The 14,345-nt window shown below is 33.2% G+C and carries 15 protein-coding genes and 1 pseudogene; 7 read left to right on the top strand and 9 right to left on the bottom strand.

Annotation, left to right across the window (positions count from 1 at the left end; all coding sequences use genetic code 11):
* Positions 1–229: 229 nt before the first annotated feature.
* Complete coding sequence (locus OOL01_RS04310) at positions 230–1,567, bottom strand: alanine:cation symporter family protein (RefSeq protein WP_264687251.1); 1,338 nt, start codon at positions 1,565–1,567, stop codon at positions 230–232.
* A 387-nt stretch (positions 1,568–1,954) separates the two neighbouring features.
* Between OOL01_RS04310 and OOL01_RS04305 the strand changes: the two genes are divergently transcribed.
* Both OOL01_RS04305 and OOL01_RS04300 read left to right on the top strand, forming a co-directional pair.
* Positions 1,955–2,182, top strand: coding sequence for a hypothetical protein (locus tag OOL01_RS04305; RefSeq protein WP_064085506.1), 228 nt, complete (start codon positions 1,955–1,957; stop codon positions 2,180–2,182).
* 75 nt (positions 2,183–2,257) lie between these two features.
* A complete protein-coding gene (locus OOL01_RS04300; RefSeq protein ID WP_264687238.1) occupies positions 2,258–3,148 on the top strand; it encodes a hypothetical protein in 891 nt (296 codons plus the stop codon).
* A gap of 144 nt (positions 3,149–3,292) precedes the next feature.
* Here the strand turns inward: OOL01_RS04300 and OOL01_RS04295 are convergent, their stop codons facing one another.
* The 3 genes from OOL01_RS04295 to OOL01_RS04285 all read right to left on the bottom strand — a co-directional run bounded on the left by OOL01_RS04295 (position 3,293) and on the right by OOL01_RS04285 (position 6,122).
* The gene (locus OOL01_RS04295) at positions 3,293–3,796 is read right to left on the bottom strand and encodes a protein-disulfide reductase DsbD domain-containing protein (RefSeq protein WP_264376423.1); all 504 of its coding nucleotides are present in this window, start codon (positions 3,794–3,796) and stop codon (positions 3,293–3,295) included.
* A gap of 287 nt (positions 3,797–4,083) precedes the next feature.
* The gene (gene groL, locus OOL01_RS04290; RefSeq protein ID WP_264687237.1) at positions 4,084–5,742 is read right to left on the bottom strand and encodes a chaperonin GroEL; all 1,659 of its coding nucleotides are present in this window, start codon (positions 5,740–5,742) and stop codon (positions 4,084–4,086) included.
* An 89-nt stretch (positions 5,743–5,831) separates the two neighbouring features.
* Positions 5,832–6,122: a co-chaperone GroES gene (locus OOL01_RS04285; RefSeq protein ID WP_264687236.1), complete on the bottom strand. Its 291-nt coding sequence runs from the start codon at positions 6,120–6,122 to the stop codon at positions 5,832–5,834.
* 112 nt (positions 6,123–6,234) lie between these two features.
* Between OOL01_RS04285 and ygfZ the strand changes: the two genes are divergently transcribed.
* The 3 genes and pseudogenes from ygfZ (at position 6,235) to tnpA (ending at position 8,726) form a co-directional block, all read left to right on the top strand.
* Positions 6,235–7,089 (top strand): CAF17-like 4Fe-4S cluster assembly/insertion protein YgfZ, encoded by an 855-nt coding sequence (gene ygfZ, locus OOL01_RS04280; protein ID WP_264687235.1) that lies wholly within the window; start codon positions 6,235–6,237, stop codon positions 7,087–7,089.
* A gap of 129 nt (positions 7,090–7,218) precedes the next feature.
* Positions 7,219–7,926: a hypothetical protein gene (locus tag OOL01_RS04275; protein ID WP_264687234.1), complete on the top strand. Its 708-nt coding sequence runs from the start codon at positions 7,219–7,221 to the stop codon at positions 7,924–7,926.
* A gap of 380 nt (positions 7,927–8,306) precedes the next feature.
* A pseudogene (tnpA, locus tag OOL01_RS08610) lies at positions 8,307–8,726 on the top strand (IS200/IS605 family transposase).
* A 649-nt stretch (positions 8,727–9,375) separates the two neighbouring features.
* Here tnpA and OOL01_RS04265 read toward each other — a convergent pair.
* Positions 9,376–9,588 (bottom strand): ankyrin repeat domain-containing protein, encoded by a 213-nt coding sequence (locus OOL01_RS04265; RefSeq protein WP_264687233.1) that lies wholly within the window; start codon positions 9,586–9,588, stop codon positions 9,376–9,378.
* Between the two features lie 131 nt (positions 9,589–9,719).
* The gene (locus OOL01_RS04260) at positions 9,720–10,709 is read right to left on the bottom strand and encodes a ribonucleotide-diphosphate reductase subunit beta (RefSeq protein WP_264687232.1); all 990 of its coding nucleotides are present in this window, start codon (positions 10,707–10,709) and stop codon (positions 9,720–9,722) included.
* Between the two features lie 129 nt (positions 10,710–10,838).
* On the opposite strand from OOL01_RS04260, the gene OOL01_RS04255 reads away from it, so the two are divergent.
* Positions 10,839–11,177, top strand: a complete 339-nt coding sequence (locus OOL01_RS04255; RefSeq protein WP_139686562.1) for an outer membrane protein assembly factor BamE — start codon at positions 10,839–10,841, stop codon at positions 11,175–11,177.
* Between the two features lie 52 nt (positions 11,178–11,229).
* Here the strand turns inward: OOL01_RS04255 and OOL01_RS04250 are convergent, their stop codons facing one another.
* The gene (locus OOL01_RS04250) at positions 11,230–11,757 is read right to left on the bottom strand and encodes a hypothetical protein (RefSeq protein ID WP_010401890.1); all 528 of its coding nucleotides are present in this window, start codon (positions 11,755–11,757) and stop codon (positions 11,230–11,232) included.
* Positions 11,758–11,953: 196 nt separating this feature from the next.
* On the opposite strand from OOL01_RS04250, the gene recO reads away from it, so the two are divergent.
* The gene (gene recO, locus OOL01_RS04245) at positions 11,954–12,682 is read left to right on the top strand and encodes a DNA repair protein RecO (RefSeq protein WP_264687231.1); all 729 of its coding nucleotides are present in this window, start codon (positions 11,954–11,956) and stop codon (positions 12,680–12,682) included.
* A 22-nt stretch (positions 12,683–12,704) separates the two neighbouring features.
* Here the strand turns inward: recO and OOL01_RS04240 are convergent, their stop codons facing one another.
* Entirely contained in the window at positions 12,705–14,081 is a 1,377-nt protein-coding gene (locus tag OOL01_RS04240; protein ID WP_010401888.1) for a PleD family two-component system response regulator, read from the bottom strand.
* Positions 14,053–14,343, bottom strand: coding sequence for a Sec-independent protein translocase subunit TatB (tatB, locus tag OOL01_RS04235; protein ID WP_264687230.1), 291 nt, complete (start codon positions 14,341–14,343; stop codon positions 14,053–14,055). The genes OOL01_RS04240 and tatB overlap by 29 nt, the downstream gene beginning before the upstream one ends.
* Between the last annotated feature and the right edge of the window lie 2 nt (positions 14,344–14,345).

The following is a 14,345-nucleotide window of genomic DNA, read 5'->3' as shown; positions in this document are numbered from 1 at the left end:
GTCTGGAATCTAGATTTTTCTAGACTTGATCCTATAGTCAAATTCATAACTACAAACGTTATAATATAAGAGTAATTTTCACCAAAAAGTATGTCATTCTAGTAGCTGACACTGGGATCCAGTCGCACTCAGTTAGTGAGCATAAAATTATTATGTTAAAACATAACATTTTTGATGAAGTTCATGAAAGGCTGGATTCCAGACTGGGATGACAACTTAAAATATTGCTTTAGCTCTGTTTTTGCAACTTCAAGTATTTGCTACTCATAGTAAATACTTCTGGATCTTGAGAAGTGAGCTTGAGTATAGCAAGTATGTTAATAAAAAGCAAAGCAGCAATCGAGATATCAGCTATATCCCAGAGTAACTTAACTCCACCAATTGCACCAAATGGAATGATTAAGGTAAAAACTACAGTCCAGATTTTGGTGTATTTATTATCCATAGATACATAGCGTATTGTTTGTTTTGAACAAAAAAACCAAGTAAAAATAGTAGTAAATGCAAAGCAAAACATTATGGTCATAATAAAATAGTCAATATAGGGCCAATTCATAGCTTTTCTAAAAGCAAATATGCACATGTTAGTGCTCTCTAAATCAGTAATCCAAGAATCTGTGACAAGCAGTACCATTGTTGTAATGAATACTATGAGTGCAACTATAAAAGGAGATATTATTGTGATTAGACTCTGTTCAATGATAAATTTATTGTTATTTTTTTTAGGAGTAATCGAGGAGTGTACAATTCCTTCGAGGCCAAGTCCTATATCTGTTGCAAAAATACCTCGCAAAGTTCCAACTTGAATAATAGTCAACATTTCTAAAATTAAACCTAAAGATAAACCAGAGTTAAAGCTACTAGTTGTAAAAAAACTGCTTGTTATTAATTTTAGAGAAGGAAGGATATTTTCACTAAACTTAAATAATATTATACCGCAAAGTGTAAGGTAACTCACCGTCATTATCGGTATCATAGCCGATATAAAAATTTTAATTTTTTTTAAGCTGAGAGCTGCAACAACAAAAAATATTATGGCCATTACAATGCCGCCAATAACTACAGGTACGTCTACCATGCTGAGTGGTATTGATAGAGAATTTACCTGAACAAGATTACCAACTGTTATTGAAACTATTACCATAACAATTAGAAACACAATTGTAGCTTTGCTAGAGTTAAATGAGTCATTCATGTAGGCTACAGGTCCACCTATAAACCGTCCATTTTTTTCTTTTCTGGTTTTTATACTTAGGTAACAAGTAACATATTTTATCACAGAAGTAACAACAATAATGATTGCCATCCATAAAATGGATCCCGGTCCTCCGGTTTTTAGAGCAACAGCAGTTCCTGAAATATTTCCTACTCCTAAATTTCCCCCTAAGATTGTAAACAGAGCAGCTATAGAAGAAAATTTATTTTCTCCTCTTTTAGCTCCAATAAGTGAAAGGGCATACGGTAGTCTAAATATCTGTAACCATTTTAGTTTAACCGATAGGTAAACACCAGCAACTAGTATGAGTAGTATTGTTGGCAGTAATAAAATAAACTTTACTGTATCCATCTGTAAAAGAGAGATTTTTACTTGAGTATATAGCAAAAGTTGAAAAATACCTAACCTATTTTCTATGTATGACTTCGGTTCCATTATTCTAGCACCTCTTATCTTGTCATACCAATCACAACTGTATGAACATTGTAATATGGTACAATGTTAAAACAATGTCATTCCAGACTGGAATCCAGAAAATGAACAATGGATCATAGTTTTAGCTACTCGGATGATAAGAAAAGGATACTTGAATGACAAGAAAGGGGACACTAGAAAGAAATGGGTGTCATTCCAGTGCTTGACACTGGGATGGCTTTGTTGCATCACTCAAGAGAAAAGAACTGGCAGTTACTGACAAAATTCATTATAGAATAGCCATTTAACCATTGAAGAAAAAATATGCCACAGCAAATGAAAGTCAGTAACTGCAATGAATATAACAAATTTCTCCAAGAAAGAGGAAATATTTTTCATTTAGGCAAGGTGTTGATAAGAAGTTTAAGCTACAAGAGCATTAAATACACTGATGAAGTACGAGAATATCTAAATCACATATTGAAGCAACATTCAACAAGTGTAGATGGAGCACAAGCACAATCTTTAGCAGGTGAAAAGAAACAACTATAGTTTTTGTTATTGTTTAGTGTTGACCTAGAAGGTCAACACTGATATACCTCTATATAATTTAATGTGTGGAGGTATATGTTAGATAATCCTAAAGGTCTAATTAAAACTGACCTGAATCAAAATACAAATGAAAATTTTTATTTACGTGCAAAGGATAAGTTCTTTAAAAATGTAAGCCCAGGTAGCAAAATATCTGTAGATTCTGGAGATAAGAACGAAGAAGTTAGTATTGATGATGATGAAGTGTGGTTTAAACACTTTTCTACTGTGGTTCCTAGTGAAGAAGGACAGGAAAAGTATAGATATGAAGTTAATGGAAGATATGAATACAAATATGCTAATAAGTACGATAGCAAAAATATTGTAGGCAAAATTGCTAAAAAAATTGCACAAGATGTAATTGAAAGTATAAAAGACAATACTTTAGAATATATAGGAATTAAAGAAAGTAGAAAGAAAGGTAAGATTAAGCCTGCACTCAGAATTATGCTTGGCGATTCTACAAAATCAATAAATGTGGTTGATGTTTTAAATAGTGATCTATGCAGAAAATATGGTGTAGATGGAATTACATTATTACTGCCTAGTAAAAGCAAGTGTGAAACAAGGGGAATACGCTGCAGAGTTGATGAGAATGGAGTAAGAATTTATGAAGTAGCTAATGGCTCATATTATATGAATTTAAATTGGTATGTTGAGGGGAAAGAGTGTAAAATGAAAATTAGCATTAGCGATAATGGTTCTGTAGAGTTTATTGAAAGCAATGGTGTTACTTGGGATCAATTAGCTGCACATAAAGAAGTAAAAGTAGGAAGACAATATGAAGCGAAGACTTTATATGAAGCATTGTCATATTTAAAGCGAGAAGGCTCTGAAGTAATAAAAGGATTTTATCCTCCAACAAGTGTGGAAAGCATACAAATTACTACAGGAGTTAATAAGCAAGCAGCTCTTTCAAAGTCATAATTTTCGTTATTGATTGAAATGAAGCCTTTTGGGGACCAAAAGGCTTCATGATCGAAATTTTTGGAAAGATCTTTATTGGAAAATTCAGGGACAGGAATAACATTTTTAAGCTATCGTATAACTATCACTTGCTCGCTGGGAGCTCTATTTTTCATACCACTCATTTATGAGTTTATTGATATCAGAATCTATAAAATCCTTTAGTGGTTGACTGGTTTTTATCTCGGCATTTTTAGGGATACACCTATCTTTACATATTGCGTACTTTATATGAAAGTTAATATCAGCGTATTCCTGATTTGGAATGATATTGTTTTTAAAGGGAAATAACACCATATCTTCATATATGTTACTAACAAATGTAACTTCCCCAACTTTATCTTCATGTTCCTTGGGAGTAGGCCAATGAATATCTATATTTGATATGTTACCCTGACAGTCAAAGGAAGTAGGAAGGCCGAAATCTCCAGGGTCTTTGTAATATATATGCCAACCTGGTTTTATTGTAACCTTTATTGCGCCTTCAATGGTAAGGTTTGCTTTATTTACCTTACCAATGAGCAGATCAAATTTTGCAACTTCTTCTTCAGCGCACAATTGAGTGCAAGAAAAAAGTAAAAGTAGGATTGAGTATATACGTATTTTCATAAATACTCTATTTATGAAGAAAATAATTTAAGTTCTATCTATTATAATAAAAATATTATATAAATCATTTGTTAATATAATATTATTCTAATACAGATATAGTAGCAATTATAACTTTCATATATTATTTTTTTATTTTTAAGCAGTTATAATATTAAAGAGACGTAACAAATATAAATAGTAGTGGCTTTGCATAGAAAGTCACAAATTTATTTCCTTTATAAATGTAAGACTTTTTAGAACTAGAAAGATACCTTGGAGCAAGTTGCTCCAAGGCTCTTGTTTACTTAGAATCCACCCATTCCGCCCATTGCTCCTGCACCCATAGGTGATGAAGCATTTTCTTCTTTGTTTGGTAGATCAACTATCATAGATTCAGTAGTAATAAGTGCGCTTGCTACAGACACTGCCGTTTCAAAAGCAATACGAACTACTTTTGCCGGATCAATTACACCAGCTGTTGATGCATTAGCGTAGTTCATAGCCTCAACGTTGTATATAAGCTCTTTATCATTCTGATTAATCAAATAGTCAATTATAACAGCAGATTCAAGACCAGCATTTTTAACCAATCTTTTGATTGGAGCACTGAGAACTTTTTTGACAATGTTGATACCTATTTGCTCTTCATCGCTTGAAGCTTTTAGCTTATCAAGAGCAGATGCAGCGTAAAGAAGTGCAACTCCACCACCGGGAACTATACCTTCTTCAATTGCAGCTCTTGTTGCGTGAAGTGCATCTTCAACTCTATCTCTGCGTTCTTTTACTTCTACTTCGGTTGCTCCACCAACTTTGAGCACAGCAACACCGCCTGATAATTTCGCTAAACGCTCTCTCAGCTTTTCTTTATCATAATCAGAGGTTGAAGTTTCAATCTGAGATTTAATCTGGTTAACTCTAGCATCTACTCTGTTTTTTTTATCAGAGTCGCTGTCTTCACTAACAATTGTGGTATTGTCTTTAGTGATTTTAACATTTTTAGCAGTACCAAGATCTTCAAGAGTCAAATCTTCCATCTTGATTCCAAGCTCATCTTTTATGACATACTTAGCACCTGTTAAAGCTGCTATATCTTCGAGCATCTCCTTTCTCCTATCACCAAAACCTGGAGCTTTTACTGCAGCAACTTTTAGACCACGTAATTTGTTGATCACTAAAGTGCTTAATGCTTCACCTTCAACATCTTCTGCAATGATAAACAAAGGTTTACCAGACTTAAAAATAGCCTCAAGAATAGGAAGTAAAGGTTGAATAATATTAAGTTTTTTTTCTGTAATCAGCAAATATGGATCATCAAGTTCCACGCTCATCTTTTCATTATTTGTAACAAAGTATGGAGAGAGATAACCACGGTCAAACTGCATACCAGTTGTATGTTCAACTTCTAATTCTTTTGAACCCTTACTCTCTTCAACAGTGATGACGCCTTCTTTTCCAACCTTTTTAACAGCATCAGCAATGCTATCACCAATATCTTTATCACCATTTGCAGAAATTATTGCAACTTGTGCAACTTCATCCATTTTCTCTAAAGAAATTGTGCGAGACATTGATGTAATCTCCTTTAATATCACATCTTTTGCCTTCTGTATTCCATTTTTGATACAAATACGATCATTTCCAGCTGCAATTGACTTTGAAGCTTCCATTATCATATTGCTAGTCAGTATTGAGCATGTTGTGGTACCATCACCAACTTTGTCATTACACTGAGAAGCACTTTGAGCAATGGTGCTTACTATCGCAGAGTGTAATGGTTTTTCAGGCTTTATACCTTTCATTACCTTATAGCCATCCTTTGTGACCTCTGGTCCACCATATGGCTTACTAATTCCTACTGTATTTCCCCTAGGCCCTGCAGTTGCTCCCACCGTTGAGTCAACCATTGCTGCAACTTCACGAAAGGCTTCTTGCAACTGTTCGCCTGATACTACTATGTTAGCCATTTTTATCACTCCTTAAATTAATAAAAAATTTAGAATATTAAAATACATAATGCACTATATAGCGCATTAGTTTAGTAAAATAGGAATACCTACTTGATAACAGCAAGTAGGTCTGACTCCTTCATCACGACATACTTTTCATTATCATGCTCTACTTCTGTCCCAGCCCACTGCCTGTAGAAAACCTTATCACCAGTTTTTACAGTTAAAGCTATACGCTCTCCGCTTGAGTTGCGTGAACCACTACCAATTGCTATAACTTGACCTTTAGTAGGCTTCTTTTCAGCACTTGATGGTAGTACAATTCCACCTTGTTTTTCTTCAGTAATAGGCTTTATTAGCACGTTATCATCTAATACATTCAAATTTACACTTGACATTTATGTTTCCTCATTAATAGATTAACCTACAATTCTATGTAGTCATCTAAAGGTTACATTTCAAGGGTTGGAGTTAGTAAAAGTGTATAATTAAGGTTTGAACAGAAGTTTTATGGGTTACATACCGCTAGCAAACCGTAGTCTAATATCTTTATACGGACCAGATACGAGAGATTTTCTTCAGGGTGTTATAACAAATGATATTAATAAACTAAGTAGCCAGCAGGCAATTTACTCTTTATTACTCAACCCTCAGGGAAAATATCTGTACGATTTTTTCCTCATTGAGCATGATAAATATATTTATTTGGAGTGTGAAAATGCCCATCTACAGCAAATAATTGAAAAATTAGACTTGCTCAAAACTTACCTTAGAGTGAGGATTAAAGACATTAGTTCACTATATAAGGTTGGAGTTTTGTTTAATACTGAGTCTCCCTCTGTCATCCAAGTGGCGGACACTGGAGCATTACACACTGGAATAACACTAGATCTACTGAATTCCAGCGTCATGCACATCGCTTTTCAAGATCCAAGGCATAAATCTTTGGGAATTAGAATCATACACAAAGATGAAATAAAGGAATCAGTTGGGGATTTTGCCCAATATGAAAAAGTAAGAATTAAAAACCTTGTCCCAGATGGAGCAAAAGATATGGTGCAAAATTCATCATTTCCGCTGCAATATTTAATCGATAAGATAAATGGTATAAGCTTTAATAAAGGGTGCTATATAGGTCAGGAAGTTGTAAATCGAATGAGCAGACAAGAAAAATTCAGAAGGAAACTTTACCTTGTTGAGGGAAAAAATGCACTTCCAAATATTGGCACTAAAGTAATCAGTGAACATAATGAAGAAGTAGGAGAACTACGCTCTAGTGTCGACAATATTGGACTTGCATTGCTTAATACTGGAAAAAGCCACGCAAATTTATATGTCGGTGGAGTTAGCATTAAGACGTTATAAAATATCTATTCGGGTAAAAGCACCTTTTTCTTGTTTAAGTGTTTGTGATACTTAGTTAAATTGTTGACTTTCTTACTTAAATGTATGATAATTAAAATACTTTTTAATTACGGTTTGATATTTTGAGATATGAAGATTTCACAAACGAACAATATGTATGATTTATACACTGAGTTAATATCTGCAATAGAAAAGAGAAAGGATATTACTGCTCTTCTTAAAAAAGTTGAAAAAAAGGATTTGCTTACTGTTCTTCATTTCCCTCGATTACACTCTGAAATTTTTGTCTATGCTATAATGAAAGAGCATTATAGAAGCGTTCAATCTATTATAGATGTAGCTAAAGAGAATGGTATATTAAAAGAAGTTCTTATTGGAAAGATATCACAATATGAATTAATTACACCGCTTCAAAGTGCTATTATGTTAAAATATTATTCATGCATTAGACTTATTATAAATCTAGCTAAGGAGAATGGTGTATTAAAAGAAGTTCTTGATGTTAAAGGAGTTCTTAATCAAAAAGATTTTCTTAAGATTTTCTTAAAAGAAAACAAAGACCAGGATACACTAAACGAGATTTATAAAATTGAAAAAAGCATAGCAACTAATAGAGCAATTAGAGTTTGTAGTGTTGTAACTGCATTAGCAGTTGGTGGTGGGTGTTTTGCTGCTGATGCTGCATTACCAATACTGGTTTTAGTTGGTATAGTTGTAGCTGCTGCTGTACTCACTGGACTTATTGCTGGTGGTATTACATATGCAGTATCTACTAAGATAGAAAATCCTGACACATCAAGGTCGGCAACAGAACAATGTTTGCCTCAGCCAAATTAAGTAAAAGGAAGAAAAGACTTCTTCCTTTTCTCCAAGTTTTTTACTTCGTTAGGTACCCTTAATCCTATTCAGGGTACCTAGATCTGATAATAGGTGTAACCATTGCTCGAACAGAAACAATGTTTTTAGCGTCGTTTTTTAAAGAATGACACTATTTCCATTTGATTAGAAGCCCCTTTTTCTTGTTTTAGTTATTCACAGAATTGTTAATAACTAAGTTGATAACCCAGAGAAATACATATTTTACACATTATGAGTACTTCGGAGATTCATAATAAAGTGGACAACTCTAAAAAATTATATCAATTTTAATCTTTTTTAGTGTCCCCCTTCGGGGATTGTCCCGCCTTGAGGCGAAGGGCAAGTTACAATAGTCGCGTATGCGACGTTATGGGTATAATGCACACTCTAAGTACGATATATGAAAGTACACTTGGTATGATATCGCAAAAGGGTGCTAATAGGCCAAATTGCTGTTAGAGTTAGGGAGCTGCTAAGGCAGGTTACTATGGAAAATGAGATTCAAATTATCTCAGGCAAAGTTGCAGTAGATCATATTCATATGTTTATATCATATAAACCACAGCAAAGTGTTAGTAAAATTGTATAACTTTTGAAAGGAACAAGTTCAAGGTTGCTGATGCAAGATTTTGCAAGTCTAAGTAAGCAATTTTGGGGCAGGCACCTTTGGGCACGTGGATATTGAGCCGTAAGTTCTGACAGACGAGGTTATACAAGAGTACATATCTATCCAGGAAGGCGAGCCACTTCATGACAATGATCAATTTCAAATTGATTAAAATTTAACCCTTCACCTTGTAGGTGATGGTTGTTGAGTTGTGATTTTGATATTTTTCTAATAAGAGCCAATAAGGGAGTAAGGAATGGTCTTTAAGTTAAGATTTTAAATACTCTTAAAGTAATACTTGAGTGTTTTTGGATGCTAATCTGGGAGTTCAACAGGCACTTTTTTATGCTGTTTGAGAAGAGCAAAAATTGAATTTTCTCTTGCTGAAAGCTTGTGTTTCTTATATTTTCCATAATATACATTATGTAATTTTCAATACTAATAAAACTATTTCCCAATCTTTTAAACAACAACCTATCGAACCTCCGGATTAGTACTTAAAAGGAACTATTAAAGTACCTCTTTAAGTATTAAGAAGCACTTAAAATTTCAACCTTTAGCTCCAATACGACCCTCTATTTGTCTTTTCTTAAAAAGCGTTAAGATATTTATCAATTGAGTAAGTTTTTCTGTAAATATTTCAATCTAATCATACTCTTTTTGATGTCTTTTTTGATCTTTTTCAGAGTTATCCACAGTTTTTTTATTCTCAATTATATATAAAAAATTTGGAGAAAAGAGGAAGAAGTCTCTTCTTCCTTTTTTTACTTAACTACACTACAATACTTGCCGCTGTACTAGCTTTTTGTTCTGCATCAACGCTATCTTGCAGTCATTCCATAATGATCCTTTATAAAAAGATTAGCACCTGCATCTAGTAAAATTTGTGTTACCTCTTTGTCATGACTATTGTGCAAAGGAGTTTTTCCAAAAGAATCTCGTGCATTAACATTAGCACCTTTGTCTAATAGATATCGTATTAACTTCTCCTCCTCCTCCTCTAAGCAATCAAAATCTCCAACTATTACATGCAATAATGTAACTTTATATCTATACTCTCTTTTCTCTAAGCTAAATAGATGATTTATATCAAATTCTTCCTCCTTCCACCTTTGATATGTATCGCAAGCTTCCGTTGAAACGATAAAAAAGGGTGAAGTTACTGCTATTCACTTTTTGTATAGTTTTTAGCAAAAGCTTCCTCCCAAGTGCCTTGAGTTGCTGCACGGCTATACTCTGTTACTCTATTTTCAAAGAAATTTGTATGTTCCACGCCATTTAGTATTTCATCAAGCCACGGAATAGGGTTATCTTTAACATTATATATAGATTTAAGACCTAATTGCGTTAACCTTCTGTTTGCTATGTAACGTATATAATTGCGCACTTCCTCTGCAGATAGCCCTTCAACATCTCCTAAATCAAAAGCAAGACTTATAAATTCATCTTCAAGTTCAACAATAGTGCGACATGCAGAATATAATTCTTCTTTGAACTCGTCATTCCAAATTTCATTATTCTCTTTAATAAACGTATTGAACAAATTGATAATTGAATTGGTATGCAAGGTTTCGTCACGTGCTGACCAAGCAATTATTTGCCCCATACCTTTCATTTTTCCAAACCGTTGAAAATTGAGCAAAATTGCAAATGATGCAAATAACTGCAATCCTTCAGTGAAGGCACCAAATACTGCTAAAGTTTTAGCAACATGTTTTTTATCGTGCTTTTTACCTTCCTCAAATTCTAACATGTATTCATACTTCTTTCTCATAGCATCATATTTTAAGAATGCTTGATATTCACTTTCTGGCATGCCAATCGTATCTAGAAGGTATGAATAGGCTGCAATGTGTATAGTCTCCATATTGGAAAAGCTTGCAAGCATCATACATATTTCTGTTGGCTTAAATATATTTGAATAATGCCTCATATAGCAATTATTTACTTCAATATCTGCTTGAGTAAAAAACCTAAAAATCTGGGTCAATAAATTTTTCTCTACATTAGAAAGTTTAGTTTTCCAATCTTTCACATCATCAGCAAGCGGAACTTCTTCAGGTATCCAGTGTATCCTTTGTTGCTGCAACCATGCATCATATGCCCAAGGATAATTAAAAGGCTTGTATATTGGATCTGCTTCTAGCAATGACATAAGGTACCTAATTATTTTGAAGTAAATATTATATTAAATGATATTGAGAATCAGTCAATTTAACTTTTTTGAAATTTGACGACAGATAGTTTATCAGTGTATTATGATTTCAAATAACTAATTGACAAAATGCGAGTATTAATATTTGCTGTTTTGCTGTTTTCAGTAGGCTGCATGCACACTATCTATAATCACGGAGTTCCTGGCATTAATGTTGAACTGTGGAGCAAAATAAAAGTAGGTGATGATAGAGAAAAAGTTGTTCATACTTTAGGATTGCCAACATTAGTATCAAAGTTCGACGAAAATGTTTGGTACTATGTCTCATATAAAATTAAACAAGCTAACTTCTTGGGAAAAAGGAAGTACAGTAGTAAGTCTCTGCAAATTTCGTTTAATCAGAATGACGAAGTTACAGATATAAGAGAAATCAACGTTGCAGAAAGGTCTTTAGCTGTTGTTGATTGAAAATTTGCTGATCTATTTTTCATCACAAGTAACTAATTCAGGTAACGTAAATTCACCTATTTAGAATAAAATCTAACGTGACTTCGCGCCAAATGTGATGATGCTCAGCAGGTAAGCCAATTAACGGGCTACATTTATACACTGCACGCATTGCATTATCTGCTGCTGATCTAAAAAGAGGATTATTTTGATAAGAACTACTATCTGCTACGTTGGCTACAACGATCTCGCCTTTACTGGATAATAATAAGTTAATTTTTATACTAAAATTTTCTTTATAAACTATGCCCTCAGGAATGCTCCAACACTCTGTCAGTTTATCCCTTATAGAATTAATAATTTCTGTTACAGCCAATTCATCATCTTTGTTCTCAATATTTTTCTTATCTCTTATTTCATTTTTCACCTCTTTGATGTCTTCTCTTAGTTTTCTTTCTACACCCTTTTTTCTTTTGGGAATTGGAATACCCTCATCAATTTCCTGTATTTCAATAATTTGCCTCGGTTGTACTAACTCAACTAATTCTTTTTTTCTTTGTGGTATAGGAATAACTGATGAATCATTCGTTTGGGCTTTCATTGAAAAAAGCAAAAAACAACATAGAGACAAAAGAAGAATATAATTAAAATAGAGAGGGCGCATATGTTAAGCAGCTTGTTTTACTGGTTTAAAGCTAATATTGCACATAAAGTCAATATATTTCAGTTGACTTAAACTCAAATTTGCTACACTAATTTTATTATCTCTATAATATCATATGGTCAATATACTCTAAATGAGATGGAAAGATGAAGGTGTTATTATAGCTGTTAAAAAATACGGTGATAAAAATTTAATTCTTTCTCTATTTACAAAAAATCATGGAAAGTGCAGAGGATTAACTAGGTTAACAAACAATAGCAATTATAAGTTTCAAATAAGTAATCTATTACATGCAGAATGGAGTGCTAAGCTACCTGAAAATCTAGGTTCTTTAAAGTGCGAATTGATTGAATCTCCATTTCATCATTTCTTTCAAGATAGGTTAAAAAGCATTGCTATTGTTTCTTTCTCGTCTATATTAGAAAAAGTGCTTCCAGAAAGTGAATCCTGCATCAAGTTGTATGATAATTTTAGACACTTCATCGATGTAATAAAACATAATAGCCAGTTTTGGCAAAGTCATTACCTTAACTTAGAGCTTCTGCTTCTTACGCAACTTGGATTTAAGTTAGACCTATCAAAATGTGCTGTAACAGGTGTGAAAGAAAATCTACAATTTATTTCTCCAAAAACTGGTAGAGCAGTGTCAAAAAAAGTAGGTGACTGTTATGCAGATAAATTACTACCTTTTCCACAGATGTTGCATGATGTATACAATAACAACCTACAAAATAGCTACTCATATCAAGAATTCAGACTAGGGTTAAAAATTACAGGGTATTTTTTAAATAAATATCTATTTCTGCAGTTAAATGCGAAATTTCCGGAGTTGAGAAATTTTATGCTATCATTTGAATCTTAGTTACTACTTATTTAAAAGAACTTCAACCAGTAACCACTCTATTTCTACCACTGTTTTTTGCTTTATATAAATATTTGTCAGCACGTACTATAAATTTTTTAACATCATCAAGGTCAGATCTTTGCATTGCTGAAATTCCAATGCTCACAGTTAAATTATGGGTTGTATTTTTATCCACAAGTATAAAAGGTTCTTTGGCAATAATTTTCCTTATTCTCTCTGCAATAGTATACGCATCTGATACATTGGTATCTGGCATTACAACAACAAATTCCTCACCACCAAACCTAGCTAATAAATCTGTCACTCTGATATTTTCAGAAATTCTTTTCTGTATTTCCTTTAAAAGTTCATCTCCAGCATTATGCCCAAAGTTATCATTCACCATCTTAAAATAATCTATATCAAGTATCATAAGAGATAAACTTCTATCTTTTTCCACAGAATCCTTAACAATATTTCTTAAGTGTGCATCAAAATATCTTCTATTATAACAGTTAGTTAATGGATCCTTTATAGACATTTCCACATTATTAAATAAATTCATTCTCAAGGCATCTTGATACCTTTTGCGTTTCACTTGCAAATTAACCCTAGCTATTAATTCACTCTCATCTAAAGGTACTGTTAAATAATCATTAGCACCTACATCAAGTGCCTTTACTAAATTGCTTTTATCATAATCTTCAGAAAGGATCAGAATTGGTGTATAACGTGTTTCTACTTTACTACGAAACTTAGAACACAACCGTAGGCCGTCAGTTTTTGAAAACTGCATGTCAGAAATAATCAGGTCGTAATTATCCTTAATACCAACCTTTAATGCTTCTTTTGGATCGTGCAGTATTTTAATTGATCTGAAGCGTTGCTTTAGAACATTGTGTATCTGCTCTGCTTGAAAGGTGTCCTCATCTACAACAAGTATGTTAGCATCAAAAATCTGATTAGAATAATCCATAATACTGCTTTCTGCTACTCCACCAATCTCAGCATTAGTTTCTCCTCTCAAGCACAACTCATCTATTATCATCTTTAAGCGCACAAGAGACTTAATTCTTGCAGATAAAGCAGTTTCATCTATCGGCTTAGTTAGAAAGTCATCCGCACCAGCATTAATTCCTTCCACTCTATCATGAGTGTCATGCAGCGCAGTTACCATAATTATTGGAATATAAGTCGTTAAGGGATCATTCTTTAGCTTCTTACAAACCTCAAAACCACTCATTTTTGGCATCATGACATCAAGTAAGATAATATCTGGCTGCTGTTCCGCTACTAAATCTATCGCCTCCTCGCCATCATAAGCTACAATAACTGTATAGTACTCTGCTTTTAGCTGAGCCTCCAAAAGCTTAACATTAGATGGTATATCATCTACTACTAGGATTTTTGCTGTCATTTTTTGTACTATCTACATTGTAAGTAGGATAAAGCTTGCCATCTTCACCAATTATGTAATTGACTTTTTCAACGTTATGCTCTTCATATAATTCTTTAATTCCGGTATCCTTCAACAATTTCCTAACTCTTGATTTTACAACCCAGAAATACCTATATATATTTTTAATAAGATTAAGAAATACAGGTACTTTACTTTTATCAAGAACCATTATACTCACTAAAGCTACAACTAAAACTTCTGACAGACCTATATTAAACATTT

Source organism: Wolbachia endosymbiont (group B) of Rhopobota naevana, assembly GCF_947250615.1.
Lineage (GTDB): Bacteria > Pseudomonadota > Alphaproteobacteria > Rickettsiales > Anaplasmataceae > Wolbachia.
The sequence above is the reverse complement of the archived record's forward strand: the minus strand, read 5'-3'. Positions and strand labels throughout refer to the sequence as shown.

Bases quoted from the DNA above. Each gene is read 5' to 3' on its own strand.
- OOL01_RS04285 (WP_264687236.1), bottom strand. From the start codon at position 6,122: ATGTCAAGTGTAAATTTGAATGTATTAGATGATAACGTGCTAATAAAG.
- OOL01_RS04250 (WP_010401890.1), bottom strand. From the start codon at position 11,757: ATGAAAGCCCAAACGAATGATTCATCAGTTATTCCTATACCACAAAGA.
- ygfZ (WP_264687235.1), top strand. From the start codon at position 6,235: ATGGGTTACATACCGCTAGCAAACCGTAGTCTAATATCTTTATACGGA.
- tatB (WP_264687230.1), bottom strand. From the start codon at position 14,343: ATGTTTAATATAGGTCTGTCAGAAGTTTTAGTTGTAGCTTTAGTGAGT.
- groL (WP_264687237.1), bottom strand. From the start codon at position 5,742: ATGGCTAACATAGTAGTATCAGGCGAACAGTTGCAAGAAGCCTTTCGT.
- OOL01_RS04275 (WP_264687234.1), top strand. From the start codon at position 7,219: ATGAAGATTTCACAAACGAACAATATGTATGATTTATACACTGAGTTA.
- OOL01_RS04260 (WP_264687232.1), bottom strand. From the start codon at position 10,709: ATGTCATTGCTAGAAGCAGATCCAATATACAAGCCTTTTAATTATCCT.
- OOL01_RS04300 (WP_264687238.1), top strand. From the start codon at position 2,258: ATGTTAGATAATCCTAAAGGTCTAATTAAAACTGACCTGAATCAAAAT.
- OOL01_RS04295 (WP_264376423.1), bottom strand. From the start codon at position 3,796: ATGAAAATACGTATATACTCAATCCTACTTTTACTTTTTTCTTGCACT.
- recO (WP_264687231.1), top strand. From the start codon at position 11,954: ATGAGATGGAAAGATGAAGGTGTTATTATAGCTGTTAAAAAATACGGT.
- OOL01_RS04310 (WP_264687251.1), bottom strand. From the start codon at position 1,567: ATGGATACAGTAAAGTTTATTTTATTACTGCCAACAATACTACTCATA.
- OOL01_RS04240 (WP_010401888.1), bottom strand. From the start codon at position 14,081: ATGACAGCAAAAATCCTAGTAGTAGATGATATACCATCTAATGTTAAG.
- OOL01_RS04305 (WP_064085506.1), top strand. From the start codon at position 1,955: ATGCCACAGCAAATGAAAGTCAGTAACTGCAATGAATATAACAAATTT.
- OOL01_RS04255 (WP_139686562.1), top strand. From the start codon at position 10,839: ATGCGAGTATTAATATTTGCTGTTTTGCTGTTTTCAGTAGGCTGCATG.